The organism is Thioalkalivibrio sp. ALE31, from assembly GCF_000377405.1.
Classification (GTDB): domain Bacteria; phylum Pseudomonadota; class Gammaproteobacteria; order Ectothiorhodospirales; family Ectothiorhodospiraceae; genus Thioalkalivibrio.
On record NZ_KB905024.1, the window covers coordinates 142,586 to 156,306 of the forward strand.

A 13,721-nucleotide genomic window follows, 5' to 3' on the forward strand; every position below is an offset into this window, starting at 1 on the left:
TCATCGCGAGGCGCGCAGCGCTGTGGCGGTCGGCAGGGGACCACCGGCGCGCAAGGCCGCAATGGCGGGACTGGGCCCTTTCGACGCCACCCGCCCCCTCGCCTATGCTTCGCACATGACTGCCGCGTTGAACCATCCGCCGCCCCTGGCGCTGTACGTGCACCTGCCCTGGTGCGTGCGCAAGTGCCCGTACTGCGACTTCAACTCGCACGAGCCGCGCGGCGAGCCGCCCTTCGATGACTACGTGGGCGCGCTGCTGCGCGACCTGGAAGGCCAGCTACCGGATATCTGGGGCCGGCGGCTGGAGAGCGTCTTCATTGGCGGCGGCACCCCCAGCCTGTTCCCGCCGGAGGCGCTGGATGCTCTGCTTTCCGGCCTGCGCGCCCGGCTGCCGCTGCGACCGGACTGCGAGGTGACGCTGGAGGCCAACCCCGGGACCGCCGACCGCGCCTACTTCCGCGGCTACCGCAAGGCGGGGGTCAACCGGCTGTCGCTGGGCATCCAGAGCTTCGACGACGCGATGCTCGCGCGCCTGGGGCGCATTCACGGTGCGGCAGAGGCCCTGAGCGCGGTGGAGCATGCCCGTGCCGCCGGCTTCGAGGCGATCAACCTGGACCTGATGTTCGGTCTGCCGGGGCAGTCGGTCGCGGCCGGGATCGCGGATCTGCAGGCGGCGATCGAGCAGGACCCGGGACATATCTCCTGGTATCAGCTGACCCTGGAACCGAACACCCTGTTCGCGGCGCGCCCGCCCGAGCTGCCGGAGGATGCGACGATCGAGGAATTGTTTGCCCGCGGCCAGTCCCATCTGGCGGCGGCTGGCTATACTCGATACGAGGTATCCGCCTATGCACGTCCGGGGCAGGAATGTCGGCACAACCGCAACTACTGGACCTTCGGCGATTACCTCGGCATCGGGGCCGGGGCCCACGGCAAGCTGACGCAGGTCCATCAGGGCGCGATCCTGCGCCGCATGAAGCCGCGCCAGCCCGAGGCCTGGCTGGCCGCGCCGCAGACGCACAAGGATCAGGCCGTAGACACGGCGGAGCGGCCTTTCGAGTTCCTGCTGAACGCGCTGCGGCTGGTGGAGGGCGTGCCGGCCGCGAGCTTCGAGGCGCGCTGCGGCCTGCCACTGGCGATGCTGGAACCCGCACTTTCGGAACTGCGCGCGGACGGGCTGCTGGTCGCGGATCCGGAACGGCTGCAGGCCACGGAACGGGGCCTGGCGTTTCTCAACAACGTGCTGGAACGTTTTCTTCCGGAAGGGACACCGCAGGACTCGGTTGCCACGCCGATCGCCTGGCCCGCAGGCCGGGAGGAGGGTCGATGATGCGTCCCGTCGAGTTTGTCGGTTTTGCCTGCCCCTGGTGCGGCGAGCCCGGCGAGACCACGGTGGACATGGTCAGCAACGACCGCGAGTGGATCGAGGACTGCGCGGTGTGCTGTGCCCCGATCGTGTTCCGCCGCGAGGATGCCGGCGACGAGGAGATCCCGCGCATCGAGGCCCGACGGGAGGGCGAGTGAGCGAAGCGCCGCCCTATACCCCGATTGCCTGCGAGCGCTACTCCGAGCTGGAGCTGGCGATCGTGCGCGGGCAGTTTCTGCGCACGCACTGGCGGCGCGGCGAGATGGACCGGATCGCGATCGTGCGCCCGCTGGACCTGCGCACCCGGCGCGGTGCCGAATACCTGATCCTGCGCGACACCGCGGGCCGCCGGCAGTGGTGGCGCCTGGACCGCCTGATCAGCTTCGAACCCGTCTCGGGCTGAACACCAAAAGGCAACCTACAGGAAGGCATAAAGACGGGAAGAACGGATCAAAATGGGCCTGTAACAGCCTCCGACGATGGACCGACCCATGAGGCCTCGGCCCTGCCCGGATACCCCTGAAACCTTCTGTTCTTCGAACCTTCCTGTAAACCGCCCTTGCCTTTCGAGGCAGAGGCGGCCATGGCGGGTCGCAGCGTGGGAAACACTGATTAATGTGCCCGCTCGCGTTGGCACCCCAGGTTTTCCGAGACAAGGCGCGGTGCGTAGCCGGTAGTGGTTCTACCGGCAAGGGCCGCAACGCAGGATCGGGGAACCTGGGGTGCCAACCCCACAAATCATTGAAAGCAGGGGCTCGGCCGCCCGTTGTTATCAGAAACGGGCGCGCGCACGGCGTTGCGGCTCCCTTGTGCAGAATGACTGCACGGCAGTCACCGCGCCTTGTTCGCACGCACAAGCGACTCGAGCGCGAGCGGGCACATTAATCAGTGTTTCCCTAGCTGCGCTTCATCTGGTCGAAGAATTCGGAATTGGTCTTGGACGACTGCATGCGGCCGAGCAGGAATTCCATGGCCTCGATGTCGTCCATGCCGTGCAGGAACTTGCGCAGGATCCAGAGCTTTTGCAGCTCGTCCGGGGCGGTCAGCAGTTCCTCGCGGCGGGTGCCGGAGCGGTTCACGTTGATCGCCGGGTAGATGCGCTTCTCGGCGATGCGGCGCTCCAGGTGCACCTCCATGTTGCCGGTGCCCTTGAACTCCTCGTAGATCACCTCGTCCATCTTGGAGCCGGTATCCACCAGCGCGGTGGCGAGGATGGTCAGGCTGCCGCCCTCTTCCACGTTGCGCGCGGCGCCGAAGAAGCGCTTCGGGCGATGCAGGGCGTTGGCGTCGACACCGCCGGTCAGCACCTTGCCGGAGCTCGGCGCCACGGTGTTGTAGGCACGTGCCAGGCGGGTGATGGAGTCCAGCAGGATGACCACGTCGCGCTTGTGCTCGACCAGGCGCTTGGCCTTCTCGATCACCATCTCGGCGACCTGCACATGGCGCTGGGCCGGCTCGTCGAAGGTGGAGGAGACGACCTCGCCCTGGACCATGCGGTCCATCTCGGTGACCTCCTCCGGGCGCTCGTCGATCAGCAGTACGATCAGGTAGCACTCGGGGTAGTTCGCGGCGATGCTCTGCGCGATGTTCTGCAGCATCAGCGTCTTGCCCGCCTTGGGCGGGGAGACGATTAGGCCGCGCTGGCCCTTGCCGAACGGCGCGACGATGTCGATCACGCGGGCGGTGATGTCCTCGGTGGAACCGTTGCCGCGCTCCATGCGCATGCGCTCGTTGGCATGCAGAGGGGTCAGGTTCTCGAACAGCACCTTGTGCTTGGCGTTCTCCGGCGGCTCGAAGTTGATCTCCGAGACCTTCAGCAGTGCGAAGTAGCGTTCGTTGTCCTTGGGCGGGCGGATCTTGCCGGAGATGGTGTCCCCGGTGCGCAGGCCGAAGCGGCGGATCTGGCTGGGCGAGACGTAGACGTCGTCCGGGCCGGCCTGGTAGGAGCTGTCGGCGCTGCGCAGAAAGCCGAAGCCGTCCGAGAGGATCTCGAGGACGCCGTCGCCGTAGATGGCCTCGCCGCTCTTGGCGTGGGCCTTGAGCAGGGCAAAGATGATCTCCTGCTTGCGCGCGCGGGACATGTTCTCGATGCCCTTTTCTTCGGCGAAGGCCACGAGATCGGCAGCGGACATCCGCTTCAATTCGGTCAGATTCATGCGTGGGGTGCTGTATTCAACGTGGATGATCGGCGACCGGGGGTGGCCGCACGGATTGACTGGAAGGAGGCAGGGAATGGCCTGGCGGCCACTCGAACTCGTTCGATGGTAAGCGAGGCGGCGGCCCGGGGCAAGCCCGGAGAAGCCACGCGCCTGCGGGGCCTGGCGGTCGCCCGCCAGACCCGGGTGTTACAGGTGCTGGTCCAGGAACGCCGTCAGCTGCGACTTGGACAGGGCACCGACCTTGGTGGCCTCGACATCGCCGCCCTTGAACAGCATGAGCGTCGGGATCCCGCGGATGCCGTACTTCGGCGGCGTGGACGGGTTCTCGTCGATGTTCAGCTTGGCGACCTTCACCTTGCCGGCGTATTCTTCGGCGATTTCGTCCAGAATGGGCGCGATCATCTTGCAGGGGCCGCACCATTCGGCCCAGTAGTCCACCAGGACGGGCTGATCGGCCTTCAGGACGTCCTCGTCGAAACCGGCGTCCGATGTGTACACAATTTTGTCGCTCACTCCGAGCCCTCATGACTTGGGTTGGGGGAGCAGCCCGCACCGCCGGCTGCACGGCCCTTACTATCGACGATCAGCGCCGGACAGTTCAAGTAACACGCAGGACCCGAGGAACCCCATGACCGAGACCGCGCAGGACACGACCCGCTTCGATCAGCTCGATCTGCCCGAACCCGTCCAGGCGGGCATCCGCGCGACCGGCTTCGAAACCTGCACCCCGATTCAGGCGCAGACCCTGCCGATCGCCCTGGCCGGGCGCGACGTCGCCGGCCAGGCGCAGACCGGGACCGGCAAGACCGCGGCCTTCCTCATCGCGACCTTCAACCGGCTGCTGCGCCAGCAACCCTCGCCGAACCGGCGGCCCACGGACGTGCGCGCCCTGATCCTGGCCCCGACCCGCGAACTGGCGATCCAGATCCACAAGGATGCCGAGTCGCTGGGCGCGGAGACGGGGCTGAAGCTGGCCCTGGCCTACGGCGGCACCGGCTACGACACGCAGCGCGAGCAGCTCGAGGCCGGGGCGGACATCCTGATCGGGACACCGGGGCGCATCATCGACTACTTCAAACAGAAGGTCTTCGGCCTCAAATACACCGAAGTGGTGGTGCTGGACGAGGCCGACCGCATGTTCGATCTCGGCTTTATCAAGGATGTGCGCTTCCTGATGCGCCGCTGCGCACCCCCCGGCGAGCGCCTGTCCATGCTGTTCTCGGCCACGCTGTCCTACCGCGTGATGGAGCTGGCCTTCGAGCACATGAACAACCCGGAGAAGGTCCAGGTCGAGGCCGAGACCCTGACCGCGGACCGCGTGCGCCAGGTGATCTACTACCCGGCCAACGACGAGAAGATCCCGCTGCTGCTGGGGCTCGCGCGTGACCTGGAGCCCGAGCGCGCGATCGTGTTCGTGAACACCAAGCATGGCGCCGAGAAGGTCTGCGACTGGCTGAACGCGAACGAGCAGAAGGCCGCCCTGCTGTCGGGGGACGTGCCACAGCGCAAGCGCCAGACCCTGCTGGAACAGTTCGCCTCCGGGGAGTACCGCTTTCTGGTGGCGACCGATGTCGCCGCGCGCGGGCTGCACATCCCCGCGGTCAGTCACGTCTTCAACTTTGACCTGCCGCAGTCCGGCGAGGATTACGTGCACCGCATCGGGCGCACGGCCCGCGCCGGCGCCGAGGGCGACGCGATCAGCTTCGGCTGCGAGGACTCGGCCTTCTACCTGCCGGACATCGAGAGCTATCTGGGCGAGCGCATCCCCACCGCGAGCGTCGACCCCGAGCGGCTGTTCCAGGATGCCGTGAAACCGAAGCCGCGTCCGCGCAAGCCGCGCGACGATCGGCGCGGAGGTGGCCGGGGTGGCCCGCGCTCCGGCGGCGGGCGCCCGCAGCGCGGCGGCCGAAACTGACGCAGACGCGCCGCACCGGGCGCAGGGGAAAATGGTGCCGGCGAGAGGAGTCGAACCTCCGACCTATCGATTACGAATCGATTGCTCTACCAACTGAGCTACACCGGCGAAGCGCGACATGATAGCGGGGGCCGGGATCGACCACAATCCGGCGGGGCCGGACGACCGGATTCAGGAGCGCCGGCTGCCCACACGAATGACGACATCCACACCCTGCAGTTCCTTGCCTTCCGGCAGCGGGGGCAGGTCGGAGATGTCGATCCGCGCCGGGTCCACGTCTTCCAGTTCCCCGGTATCGGTATGGAACAGGTGGTGGTGCGGATTCAGGTTGGAGTCGTAGAACAGCTTCGCGGGGTCGATCAGGACCTCGCGTACCAGGCCCTTCTCGGCGAACAGGTTCAGGGTGTTGTAGACCGTGGCCTTGGAGACCCGCGAGGAATGCCGCACCAACTGCGCGAGGATCTGCTCGGCGCTGAGGTGCTGATGGCGGGCGAACATCACGCGGGCAATCTCGACGCGCTGCTCGGTCGGGGAAATCGCATGTTCGCGCAAGAGCTCGCGCGCCGCTTCGACCGACAGCAGATCCGGATTGTGGGAGTCGATGTTCATGATTCCGAAGATATAACAGGGCTCTGGAGCAAGTCCATATCCCGCCCCTGAGACAGGTCAAGGCGATCGATACGGCCGGGAAGCCTGATAGAATACGAAAAGATGGAGCGGGTGATGGGAATCGAACCCACATTAAGAGCTTGGGAAGCTCCCGTTCTACCATTGAACTACACCCGCTTGAGCCGGCGATTGTAGGCCTTGTCGGCCTCCGGCTCAACGGCCCTGAACGCCGGACGAAGAACCATGCAGATCCAGCTGAACGGCGAACCCTTCGAGCTCCCCGACGATCGCGAGGCCACGCTGGCCACGCTGATCGAGGCACGCGGCCTCGGTGGCCGGCGCCTGGCAGTGGAGGTCAACGAGGAGCTGGTGCCGCGCAGCGAACACGCCGCGCACCCGCTGTATCCCGGCGATCGCGTGGAGATCGTGCAGGCGATTGGGGGCGGATGAGTCCGAGCCCCCGTCCGTAACTACTTTCAACGAAGGAATTACCATGACCGAACCGGCCGCCGCGTCTGCCGACGATCTCTTCCGCGTGGGCTCGCGCGAGTTCACCTCCCGCCTGCTGGTGGGCACCGGCAAGTATCGCGACCTGGACCAGACCCGCGATGCCATCGAGGCCAGCGGCGCGGAGATCGTGACCGTCGCCATCCGCCGCACCAACATCGGCCAGAATCCGGACGAACCCAACCTGCTGGACGTGATCTCGCCGGAGCGCTACACGCTGCTGCCGAACACGGCCGGCTGCTTTACCGCCGAGGACGCGGTCCGCACCTGCCGCCTGGCACGCGAGCTGCTGGACGGGCACAACCTGGTGAAACTGGAGGTGCTGGGCGACGAGAAGACCCTGTACCCGGACGTCTTCGAGACCGTAAAGGCCGCCGAGACCCTGGTCGCCGAGGGCTTCGACGTAATGGTCTACACCACCGACGACCCGCTGCTGGCGAAGCGCCTGGAAGAGATCGGCTGCCTGGCGATCATGCCGCTGGCCGCGCCGATCGGCTCCGGACTGGGCATCCAGAACCGCTACAACATCCGCGAGATCGTCGAAAACGCCACGGTCCCCGTGCTGGTGGATGCCGGCGTCGGTACCGCATCGGATGCCGCCATCGCGATGGAGCTGGGCTGTGACGGCGTCCTGATGAACACCGCCATCGCCGCCGCCGACAACCCGGTGATGATGGCCTCGGCCATGCGCCACGCGATCATCGGCGGGCGCCAGGCCTTCCTTGCCGGGCGCATGGCGCCACGCCGCTACGCCTCGGCCTCCTCGCCGCAGACCGGCCTGTTCTTCAGCTGAACATGGACGAAACGATCGATTCCGCTTCCGACGGCAGACCGGTCTACCGGCGCATACGCAGTTTCGTGCGCCGCGAGGGCCGGCTGACGCCGGGCCAGCAGCGCGCGCTGGACGAACTGCTGCCGCGCTTCGGCCTGCAGCTCCCGGAGCCTGCCGCGCCGCTGGATCTGGCAGAGGTGTTCGGGCGCACGGCACCGGTCACGCTGGAGATCGGCTTCGGCGACGGCGAGAGCCTGGCCGAGCAGGCGGACCAGCAGCCGGAACGTGACTTCATCGGCACCGAGGTGCACCGGCCCGGGGTCGGGCATCTGCTGCGCGAGGTGGAACAGCGCGGGCTGACCAATGTGCGCGTCAGCGACGCCGATGCGGTGGAACTGCTGGAGCACTATCTGGCGCCGGGCAGCCTGGACTGCGTACAGGTGTTCTTCCCCGACCCCTGGCACAAGAAGCGCCACCACAAGCGGCGCCTGATCCAGCCGGCCTTCGTGCGCCATCTGGCGACGCGTATCCGGCCGGGCGGGCGGCTGCACCTGGCCACCGACTGGGCCGAGTACGCCGAGCACATGATCGCGGTGATGCAGGAATGCGCGCCGTGGTTCGCGCCAGACGGCCCGGTTCCGGCCCCGGGTCGGCCACCGGAACGCCCGGTGACGAAGTTCGAGCGCCGCGGGGTCGGCCGCGGCCATCAGGTCGCCGATCTGCTCTACCGGCGGACGAACGAACCCGCCTGAGGCCTCAGGGAAACACTGATTTCAGGGTTTCCCTGAGGCGTTCTTGACCACCAGCACCGGGCACTCGGCCCCGCCGATCACGCGCTCGGAGACGCTGCCCATCAGCAGGCGCTTGAGGCCGGTGCGGCCATGGCTGCCGAGCACGATCAGGTCGCGCTGGTCGCGCCGGGCGATCTCCACCAGCGCGAGCTCCGGCCGGCCTTCCTCGGTGGTGGCATCCGCCTTCCGGCCCTGCTCGCGCGCCTCGCCCTGCAGGCGCTGAACCGCCTCCACGCCCTCCTGGCGGCGCTCGTCGCTCTGGCCCGGTACCGCCACCGTGGCGATCGTCAGGGGCAGGTCGCAGTAACCCGCCAGCTCGATCGCGGCCCGTACCGCCTGGTCGCCCAGGTCGGAGCCGTCGGTCCCGACCAGCAGCCCGCGGTGCGGGGCCTCGGCACCGCGCGGGACGACCATCACGTTGCAGGGCGCCAGACCGATTACCTTGCGCGTGGCGTCGCCCACCATCAGGCGTGACAGATCGCCCCGGTCACGCCGGCCGATCACGATCAGGCCGGCCTTGTACTCCTCGGCAATGGCGACGATCTCCTGATGCCGGTCGACCCCGTGGCGCAGGATCATCGAGGCGTCGATGCCCGCCTCGCGGGCGCGCTTCTCCAGCGCATCCAGATCGGCCTGGCCGGCCACGCTCGCCTCGTGGCTGCGCGGCGGCGACAGGGCGTCGTGCTGGGTGTCCGTTGGAATGATGCGGGCGACCACCAGGCGCGCGCCGCAGCGCTGCGCCAGGTCCAGCGCCACATTCTCGGCGGCTACGCTGAATTCGGAACCATCCGTCGCCAGGACAATGGTCTCGAAACGGCACAGCGGGGCATCGGATTCGGACATACGGGGTCTCCACCTGGACTTTTTGCTCAGCATAACCGACATGCCGGCAAACGCCAGCACGGCGAGTGCCATGGCGCAGCCATCCACGGCGCGTTTTTTGCGTCCGTGCCCGCGGGATGAAATAATCCCGCGCTTTCAAGGGAAAGGCGGAACCCGTTTCCTCCGACCCGCCTCGGCGCCCGCGCCCGGCGCGCGTCCCCTTCGGCTTCCGGCCACGCGCCGTCCGGCGCGGGTCTTCAGGACACGACTGGAACATGGAAAACCTTACGCTGACCACCGAGATGATCGTGGTGCTCGCGCTGCTCGCGTTCACGATCTTCCTGTTTGTATCCGAAATCATCCGGGTGGACCTCGCGGCCATTTCGGTGATGGTGCTGCTGGGCCTGCTGACGCTGGTGCCGGGCCTCGGGATGCTGGTCGGCCAGGAGGAACTGTTCAGCGGCTTTGCCTCCAACGCGGTGATCTCGATCATCGCGGTGATGATCATCGGCGCCGGCCTGGACAAGACCGGCGTCATGCACAAGGTCGCGGCGTTCATCATGCGGGTGGGCGGCACCACGGAGAAGAGCATCATCCCGACGGTCTCCGGCACGGTCGGCGTGATCTCCAGCTTCATGCAGAACATCGGCGCCGCCGCGCTGTTCATGCCGGTGATGAGCCGCATCTCCAACCGCCTGAACATCCCGCTGTCGCGCCTCCTGATGCCGATGGGCTTCGCGGCGATCGTGGGCGGCACCATCACCCTGGTCGGCTCCAGCCCGCTGATCCTGCTGAACGACCTGCTGCCCTCCGACATGGAACCGTTCCAGCTGTTCGACGTGACCCCGATCGGCCTGGCCCTGCTGGCCACGGCGATCATCTATTTCGTGCTGCTGGGGCGTTTCGTCCTGCCCTCGGTCAAGACCAAGTCGGCGCAGCGCGAGAACGCGCAGGACTACTTCCAGCGCGTGTACGGCCTGTCCTACGAGATCCACGAGCTGTTCGTCCCGGAGAACGACCCGATGGTCGGGCGCACGGTGGCCGAGATCGAACGCGAGACCGGCATCGCGATCGTCGGGACCTACGTCCGCGACGAGCTGCGCATGGCGCCGTGGACCGGCTACGAGATCCAGGCCAACTCGCATCTGGCGGTGCTGGCCAGCCCCGCGCGGATGGAAAAGCTGTGCGAGGGCACGCGCAAGCGCCCCTCGACGAATCTGGACGTGTTCGCCAACGCCCTGGACAGCGGCCGTTCCGGGGTCGCCGAGGTGGCGATCGCGCCGGGCTCGAACCTGGCGGGCAAGACCGTGACCGAGCTGGCCATGCGCCAGACCTACGGGCTGTCGGTGATGCGCATCCAGCGCGGCAACGAGACCTATGGCGAGGGCCTGCGCGACATCCCGCTGGAACCGGGCGACATCCTGGTGGTGCACTGCACCTGGGAATCCCTGGCGCGCCTGGAACAGGATCGCGACTTCGTGGTGATCACCTCGGACTACCCGCACGAGGAACTGCGCCCCTCCAAGGTGCCGCATGCCCTGTTCTTCCTGGCGTTGACCGTGGGCCTGATCGTGTTCACCGACCTGATGCTGTCGGTGGCCCTGCTGACCGGCGCGCTGGGCATGATCCTGACCGGCGTGATCAGCCTCGACAGTGCCTATCGCGCGGTAAGCTGGAAGACGGTGTTCCTGCTCGCCTCGCTGATCCCGCTGGGGATGGCGGTGGAGAACACCGGTACCGCGGCATGGATCGCGCAGAACACGCTCGACATGCTGGGGACCGTGCCGCCCTGGGTGCTGCAGGCGACGATCTTCGCGCTGGCCACGTTCTTCACTCTGGTCATGTCCAACGTCGGCGCGACCGTGCTGCTGGTGCCGCTGGCGATCAACTTCGCGATCGCCGCGCAGGCCGCGGGCATGGACGCCGACCCGCGCGTGTTCGCGCTGACCGTCGCGATCGCGACCTCGAATTCCTTCCTGATCCCGACCCACCAGGTGAACGCCCTGATCATGGGCCCCGGCGGCTACCGGGTGAAGGACTATATGAAGGCCGGCGGCATCATGACCATCCTGTTCGCCGTGGTCGCCATGTTCATGCTCAATCTGATTTTCTAGGCTTTCTTTCAACGACCTTTGTGCAACCCGTTTGCAAGGAGAAATCCCATGTCCCAGAAGCATCCCGTGATTGCGGTGACCGGTTCCTCGGGTGCCGGCACCTCCACCGTAAAGCGCTCCTTCGAGTCGATCTTCCGTCGCGAGCAGATCAACCCGGTCGTGATCGAGGGCGACAGCTTCCATCGCTATGACCGCAAGGCGATGAAGGAAGCCATGCAGAAGGCCGCGGACGAGGGCAATCACCACTTCTCGCACTTCGGCCCGGAGGCCAACCTGTTCGATCGCATCGAGGGCCTGTTCAAGACCTACGGCGAGACCGGCCAGGGCGAGAAGCGCTACTACCTGCATTCCGACGAGGAAGCCGCGCAGCACAACCAGCGCCTCGGCACCAATCTGGGCCCGGGCGAGTTCACCCCCTGGGAAGAGATCCAGCCGGGCACCGACCTGATGTTCTACGAGGGCCTGCACGGCCTGGTCGTGGACGGTAACGTGAACGCCGCGCAGCATGTGGACCTGGGCATCGGCGTGGTGCCGATCGTGAACCTCGAGTGGATCCAGAAGATCTTCCGCGACAACGCCGAGCGCGGCTATTCCGCCGAGGCAATCGTGGACACGATCCTGCGCCGCATGCCGGACTACGTGAACTACATTACCCCGCAGTTCGGCTACACCGACATCAACTTCCAGCGCGTGCCGACCGTGGACACCTCCAACCCGTTCATCGCCCGTGCGGTCCCGACCCCGGACGAGTCCATGGTGGTGATCAGCTTCAAGGACCCGACGAAGTTCGGCATCGACTTCCCCTACCTGCTGAACATGATCCCGGACTCCTTCATGTCCAACCCCAAGACCCTGGTGGTCCCGGGCGGCAAGATGAGCTTCGCGATGGAGGTCATCCTCGGCCCGATCATCCACGACATGCTGTCGCGTCGCGGCTGATTTGCCGGGAGGCGCCCGCCCGGCGTCTCCCCGGCTCCCGGGAAGTTCCCCAGCCCCGCTCCGGCGGGGCTTTTTTCGTTTCGGGCCCGCCATTCCGCTAGGATTCAGGCTTTAACGGACAGGACGGAGTAGGCGTGTTCGGACTCTTCGGGCCGCGGCCGGCCCAGCAGATGGAGCGCTTTCGCGGCCGCTACACCGGTCGCTCGCTGATCGTTCACCAGGGCTTCACCGGCGACTGGCTGGAGGAGCTCCTGAAGCAGCCGGGCGGCGGCGGGCACTTCCGCATCGACAGCCGCCCGCTGCCACGACGGCGGCCGAGCCCCGTGGAGTGGCTGGTGCAGACCCATATCCTGCCACTGGAGCTGCCGCAGCCCCTGTTTCTCGACGTGCGCGAGGACGCCATCCTGGTCCGTCACCTGATGCGCGGCGACCACGCGGTGCATCCCTCGGAAATCGCCTGGTTCCTGGAAGAACTGGACACCCGCCACCACGCCCGCCTGGTCTTCACCGAAGACGGCGGCCTGAACGCGCACCCCGGCCTGCCGGTCGACGACAACGAGGCCCTGAGCATGCTGGAGCAACTCGGTTTATGACCAATGCCTTTCGCAGTGCCACCGCCCGCGGCGATGAACCCCGGGCCCTGGCCGACGCCCTGATCGCCGAGCTGGGCGAACAGCCGCCGCGCGCCGGGGATCAGGTGCGGGTCGGTTTCATCTACCTCTCCGATGCGCTCAGCCGCCACGCCCGCACCCTGCTGAAACACCTGCGCGAGGGGCTGGGGGTGGATCACTTCGTCGGCGGCATGGCCATGGCCGTGATCGGCCCGCACGACGAGCTCTACGAACAGACCGGCGCGACCCTGATGATCGGCGAGTTTCCGGCCGCCAGCGTCCGCGTGATCTATCACCCGGTGCGCGGCTTCGACGAGCTCGTGAAGGAACTCGACGGGTTCCTCGACCCGCAGACCCCGGGCCGGCTGATCCTCAACGCCGACCCGCGCATGGAAGGGCTGGAGGGCATCCTGACCGAGATCGGCGAGCGCACCGCCTGGTTCGCGACCGGCGGCGTCAACTCCGGGGACGACGGCGTGGTGCAGATCGCCGACGGCGTCGCCGCCTCCGGCATCACCGGGCTGGCGCTGCGCGACGATGTCCCGATCGCCGCGCGCCACAGCCAGGGCTGCACGCCTCTCCCGGGCCAGCACGAGCTGACCGAGACCTGGCGCAATATCATCGTGCGCCTGGACGGCCAGCAGGCCCTGCCGGCGTTCAAGGGCATCATCGGCGATGTGCTGTCGCGCGACCTGGAGCGGGCACTGGGCTACATCCTGGTGGGCTTCCCGATCCCGGGGTCGGACACCGGCGACTACCGCGTGCGCAACATCATCGGGATCGACCTGGACCAGCAGGTGCTGGCCGTCGGCGAGATGCTCGAGCCGGGCTCGCAGATCCTGTTCGTGCGCCGCGACGGCCAGGCGGCCATCGAGGACCTCGAGCGCATGCTGGAGCAGATCCGCGCCCAGGCGCCCAACGGGATTCGCGGCGCGATCTATGTCTCCTGCGTGGGGCGCGGGCGCCACCAATTCGCCCAGGAAGGCACGGAACTGGGCATCGTGCAGAAACACCTGGGCGACGTGCCCCTGGTCGGCTTCTTCGCCAACGGCGAGATCTTCGCCAACCGCCTGTACGGCTATACCGGGGTCCTGACCCTGTTCACCTGAACCGCCA

Annotated in this window: 15 protein-coding genes and 2 tRNA genes; 11 read left to right on the plus strand and 6 right to left on the minus strand. The window is 67.1% G+C overall.

What is annotated here, in order from left to right; genetic code table 11:
• Window positions 1-61 precede the first annotated feature (61 nt).
• Genes hemW through D103_RS0110225 form a run of 3 tightly spaced genes read left to right on the plus strand, consistent with a single transcriptional unit; the run spans window position 62 to window position 1,769 of the window.
• Complete coding sequence (gene hemW / locus D103_RS0110215) at window positions 62-1,330, plus strand: radical SAM family heme chaperone HemW (RefSeq protein ID WP_018876745.1); 1,269 nt, start codon at window positions 62-64, stop codon at window positions 1,328-1,330.
• Entirely contained in the window at window positions 1,330-1,524 is a 195-nt protein-coding gene (locus D103_RS0110220; protein WP_026279307.1) for a CPXCG motif-containing cysteine-rich protein, read from the plus strand. Before hemW ends, D103_RS0110220 begins: the two co-directional genes overlap by 1 nt.
• On the plus strand, window positions 1,521-1,769 hold the full coding sequence (locus D103_RS0110225) for a transcriptional antiterminator, Rof (protein WP_018867684.1): 249 nt from the start codon (window positions 1,521-1,523) through the stop codon (window positions 1,767-1,769). Before D103_RS0110220 ends, D103_RS0110225 begins: the two co-directional genes overlap by 4 nt.
• Before the next feature lie 493 nt (window positions 1,770-2,262).
• On the opposite strand, the gene rho is transcribed toward D103_RS0110225, so the two are convergent.
• Entirely contained in the window at window positions 2,263-3,522 is a 1,260-nt protein-coding gene (rho, locus tag D103_RS0110230) for a transcription termination factor Rho (protein WP_018867683.1), read from the minus strand.
• 189 nt (window positions 3,523-3,711) lie between these two features.
• A complete protein-coding gene (gene trxA / locus D103_RS0110235) occupies window positions 3,712-4,038 on the minus strand; it encodes a thioredoxin TrxA (protein WP_017941468.1) in 327 nt (108 codons plus the stop codon).
• A 115-nt stretch (window positions 4,039-4,153) separates the two neighbouring features.
• Between trxA and D103_RS0110240 the strand changes: the two genes are divergently transcribed.
• Window positions 4,154-5,440, plus strand: a complete 1,287-nt coding sequence (locus D103_RS0110240; RefSeq protein ID WP_018876746.1) for a DEAD/DEAH box helicase — start codon at window positions 4,154-4,156, stop codon at window positions 5,438-5,440.
• A 32-nt stretch (window positions 5,441-5,472) separates the two neighbouring features.
• Here the strand turns inward: D103_RS0110240 and D103_RS0110245 are convergent.
• From D103_RS0110245 to D103_RS0110255, 3 genes are all read right to left on the minus strand, one after another.
• A tRNA-Thr gene (locus D103_RS0110245) sits at window positions 5,473-5,548 on the minus strand.
• A gap of 63 nt (window positions 5,549-5,611) precedes the next feature.
• Window positions 5,612-6,049 (minus strand): Fur family transcriptional regulator, encoded by a 438-nt coding sequence (locus tag D103_RS0110250; RefSeq protein WP_018876747.1) that lies wholly within the window; start codon window positions 6,047-6,049, stop codon window positions 5,612-5,614.
• 103 nt (window positions 6,050-6,152) lie between these two features.
• A tRNA-Gly gene (locus tag D103_RS0110255) sits at window positions 6,153-6,226 on the minus strand.
• Window positions 6,227-6,292: 66 nt separating this feature from the next.
• Here D103_RS0110255 and thiS point away from each other — a divergent pair.
• From thiS to trmB, 3 genes are read left to right on the plus strand one after another with little or no spacing between them, the layout of a single operon-like run.
• Window positions 6,293-6,499, plus strand: a complete 207-nt coding sequence (gene thiS / locus D103_RS0110260; protein WP_018867679.1) for a sulfur carrier protein ThiS — start codon at window positions 6,293-6,295, stop codon at window positions 6,497-6,499.
• Window positions 6,500-6,542: 43 nt separating this feature from the next.
• Entirely contained in the window at window positions 6,543-7,349 is an 807-nt protein-coding gene (locus D103_RS0110265; protein ID WP_018867678.1) for a thiazole synthase, read from the plus strand.
• A gap of 2 nt (window positions 7,350-7,351) precedes the next feature.
• Window positions 7,352-8,080 carry a tRNA (guanosine(46)-N7)-methyltransferase TrmB gene (gene trmB / locus D103_RS0110270; RefSeq protein ID WP_018876748.1) on the plus strand — a complete coding sequence of 243 codons (729 nt, stop codon included), beginning with the start codon at window positions 7,352-7,354 and terminating at the stop codon, window positions 8,078-8,080.
• Between the two features lie 21 nt (window positions 8,081-8,101).
• Here trmB and D103_RS0110275 read toward each other — a convergent pair whose 3' ends face one another.
• Window positions 8,102-8,962 carry a universal stress protein gene (locus D103_RS0110275; RefSeq protein WP_018867676.1) on the minus strand — a complete coding sequence of 287 codons (861 nt, stop codon included), beginning with the start codon at window positions 8,960-8,962 and terminating at the stop codon, window positions 8,102-8,104.
• A 254-nt stretch (window positions 8,963-9,216) separates the two neighbouring features.
• Here D103_RS0110275 and D103_RS0110280 point away from each other — a divergent pair, with 254 nt between their 5' ends.
• The 4 genes from D103_RS0110280 (at window position 9,217) to D103_RS0110295 (ending at window position 13,714) form a co-directional block, all read left to right on the plus strand.
• The gene (locus D103_RS0110280) at window positions 9,217-11,055 is read left to right on the plus strand and encodes an SLC13 family permease (protein ID WP_018876749.1); all 1,839 of its coding nucleotides are present in this window, start codon (window positions 9,217-9,219) and stop codon (window positions 11,053-11,055) included.
• Between the two features lie 48 nt (window positions 11,056-11,103).
• Entirely contained in the window at window positions 11,104-11,994 is an 891-nt protein-coding gene (locus tag D103_RS0110285; protein WP_018876750.1) for a phosphoribulokinase, read from the plus strand.
• A gap of 134 nt (window positions 11,995-12,128) precedes the next feature.
• Entirely contained in the window at window positions 12,129-12,587 is a 459-nt protein-coding gene (locus tag D103_RS0110290) for a hypothetical protein (protein ID WP_018867673.1), read from the plus strand.
• A complete protein-coding gene (locus tag D103_RS0110295) occupies window positions 12,584-13,714 on the plus strand; it encodes an FIST C-terminal domain-containing protein (protein WP_018876751.1) in 1,131 nt (376 codons plus the stop codon). Before D103_RS0110290 ends, D103_RS0110295 begins: the two co-directional genes overlap by 4 nt.
• The last annotated feature ends 7 nt before the right edge of the window (window positions 13,715-13,721 follow it).

Bases quoted from the DNA above. Each gene is read 5' to 3' on its own strand.
- D103_RS0110295 (WP_018876751.1), top strand. From the start codon at position 12,584: ATGACCAATGCCTTTCGCAGTGCCACCGCCCGCGGCGATGAACCCCGG.
- D103_RS0110280 (WP_018876749.1), top strand. From the start codon at position 9,217: ATGGAAAACCTTACGCTGACCACCGAGATGATCGTGGTGCTCGCGCTG.
- D103_RS0110275 (WP_018867676.1), bottom strand. From the start codon at position 8,962: ATGTCCGAATCCGATGCCCCGCTGTGCCGTTTCGAGACCATTGTCCTG.
- thiS (WP_018867679.1), top strand. From the start codon at position 6,293: ATGCAGATCCAGCTGAACGGCGAACCCTTCGAGCTCCCCGACGATCGC.
- D103_RS0110220 (WP_026279307.1), top strand. From the start codon at position 1,330: ATGCGTCCCGTCGAGTTTGTCGGTTTTGCCTGCCCCTGGTGCGGCGAG.
- D103_RS0110285 (WP_018876750.1), top strand. From the start codon at position 11,104: ATGTCCCAGAAGCATCCCGTGATTGCGGTGACCGGTTCCTCGGGTGCC.
- hemW (WP_018876745.1), top strand. From the start codon at position 62: ATGGCGGGACTGGGCCCTTTCGACGCCACCCGCCCCCTCGCCTATGCT.
- D103_RS0110240 (WP_018876746.1), top strand. From the start codon at position 4,154: ATGACCGAGACCGCGCAGGACACGACCCGCTTCGATCAGCTCGATCTG.
- rho (WP_018867683.1), bottom strand. From the start codon at position 3,522: ATGAATCTGACCGAATTGAAGCGGATGTCCGCTGCCGATCTCGTGGCC.
- D103_RS0110250 (WP_018876747.1), bottom strand. From the start codon at position 6,049: ATGAACATCGACTCCCACAATCCGGATCTGCTGTCGGTCGAAGCGGCG.
- trmB (WP_018876748.1), top strand. From the start codon at position 7,352: ATGGACGAAACGATCGATTCCGCTTCCGACGGCAGACCGGTCTACCGG.
- D103_RS0110265 (WP_018867678.1), top strand. From the start codon at position 6,543: ATGACCGAACCGGCCGCCGCGTCTGCCGACGATCTCTTCCGCGTGGGC.